Annotated in this window: 3 protein-coding genes; 2 read left to right on the forward strand and 1 reads right to left on the reverse strand. The window is 65.6% G+C overall.

The annotated features are described in order from the left end of the window. Positions 1-719, forward strand: a 719-nt coding sequence (locus VLT15_10175) for a right-handed parallel beta-helix repeat-containing protein (GenBank protein ID HSR45576.1), incomplete at its 5' end; no start/stop codon positions are given. Positions 720-922: 203 nt separating this feature from the next. Beyond that, a complete protein-coding gene (locus VLT15_10180) occupies positions 923-1,414 on the forward strand; it encodes a cupin domain-containing protein (protein HSR45577.1) in 492 nt (163 codons plus the stop codon). 49 nt (positions 1,415-1,463) lie between these two features. On the opposite strand, the gene VLT15_10185 is transcribed toward VLT15_10180, so the two are convergent. Next, positions 1,464-2,084: adenylate/guanylate cyclase domain-containing protein (locus VLT15_10185; protein HSR45578.1), on the reverse strand; the 621-nt coding region annotated here is incomplete at its 5' end.

Consider the following 2,084-nt stretch of genomic DNA (forward strand, 5'->3'; position numbering starts at 1 on the left):
TGCCCCCCTGCGAAGATCAGGTTCCCGGCCCATCCACCGCCGGAACCCTCAGCGTCACCGAGTCGACCACTCTGATCCAGAACCACAAGGGCAACATCATCATCGCCGCCGACAACGTCACCCTCGACTGCGCCGGCCACACGCTGATCGGCCCGGGTCGCACCTTCGGCTTCACGGGGATCGACGTCAACCAGCGAACCGGCGTCACGGTGCGGAACTGCGTCCTGCAGGACTTCGAGACCGGCATCGTTGTGCGGCAATCCAACGGCAACAACTTCACCGCCAACTCGATCTCGCGGGTGGATCGCGGGTTCTGGCTGGAAGGGTCCGATGGGAACATGCTGACTGGGAACAGTGTCACCGACGCGATCGATTGGTTCGGCTTCGGAGTGTTCAACGGATCGGACGGAAACGAGCTCCGTAGGAACACGACAACTGCTGTCAGAGGTGTCGGGTTCATGGTGTGGGCTTCGAGCAACAACGTGCTCGCCGACAACGTTGCGACGAAGAGTGGCAACGGGTTTGGGGCCAATGAGGTCGGCACCGTCGGGAATGTATTCACCGGCAACACCTCCAACGACAACACCGGCTGGGGCATCGAAGACCAGACGCCGCTGTTTGGAGGTGGTACCGGCGATGCCGGAACAGATAACACCTACTCGAACAATCAATGCTCGGGCAACGGTGCCGGATCATCCGACCCTCCGGGGCTCTGCTGAGAGTGGCAACGGCCAGCCTGCCTTGTGTGCCCGCAACGTCGGTCAGCCGATGGTCGGTGACCTGATCCCCGCTGGGGTCGAAGTGTCAGTTGGTCTTCGCCCTTCGGCGCATTCTCCGGGTGTTCACGGAGTATCGGCCTCGAGCTTCCCGGTATCGTGACCACTACGGCCGCCGCATGTGACTCGATCGATGGAGAGCGACAATGCCCTCGGAAGGACCGACGCACACCACGCCGACCGCCCGCACCTGGGTCCTGCGCTCGGATGAGGACGTCTATGAGCAGCGGGTCGAGTACGCGCCCGCTTCGCCGTTCCCACCACTCCATTTTCACCCGGCCCAAGACGAGCTCTTCGAGATCGAGAAGGGCGCCGTGGTGTTCGTGGTCGACGGCGCTGAGCGGACGGTCGCAGCGGGCGGTTTGATCGAGATCGCGGCGGGGACCCCCCACAAGGCGCGGAACGCGTCGACGGACGAGCCCGCGGTGGTCCGATGGGTGACCACGCCGGCGCTGCGCTCAGCCGACTTCTTCGCGCTCGCCGCCAAGCTCGGCGACGATGCCGGCCTGTTCGAACGGGCCCTCTTCGCGCATGAGTACCGGGATGTCTTCCGAGCCAGCGGCATGCTGGGCCGGCTCATCCCGATGGTGGCAGCGATCGCTCGTCTGCTCGGGAGGAGGCCGCCGCACCTCGACTGAAGCCTCCCGGCCTCAGGGTCCGCGCCAGCCAGCGGCTGCCGTGTGGAAGCTACCGGTTGAGCGAGCCCTCGCCAGAAGAAACCTCGCTCCCGCCCGCCTGGAACACCCGCCACTCACCGGGAACACCCTTGAGCGAATGCAGCCCTCGATCGGCGAACTCAAGGCCTGAACCCACCGACAGATCGCGAACAACCGAGGACACGATCAGCTCGCCCGGGCCAGCCAGATCCATCAAACGGGCAGCGATGTGGACCCCGAGCCCCGACAGCTCGCCATCCCGCATCTCCACCTCGCTGGTGTGGAGGCCACCACGGATCTGCAGGCCGATGCCGCGAACCCGCCGCTCGATCGACATCCAGGCCCGGGCGGCACGAGCGGGCCCCTCGAACAGACTGAGCGAACCGTCCCCGGTGTGGCGCACGGTCTGGCCGCCAAAGCGGGCGACCTCGCTCAGCACGATCCCGTCGTGGGTCTTCAGCAAGGCGGTCCACTCTCGATCGCCGAGGTCGGCGGCGGTCTTGGTAGACGAGACGATGTCGGTGAAGAGCATGCTGGCCAGCACCTGACTCGGCATCACGCCGGACCGCTCACCGGTCACGAACTCTTCGATGGCGTCGAGAACGGTCTCGGCGTCCCCCAGCCAGGGGAAATGGTCGTCGCCGGGGAGCTC

This window comes from Acidimicrobiia bacterium (assembly GCA_035471805.1).
Classification (GTDB): domain Bacteria; phylum Actinomycetota; class Acidimicrobiia; order Spongiisociales; family JAHEDJ01; genus JAHEDJ01.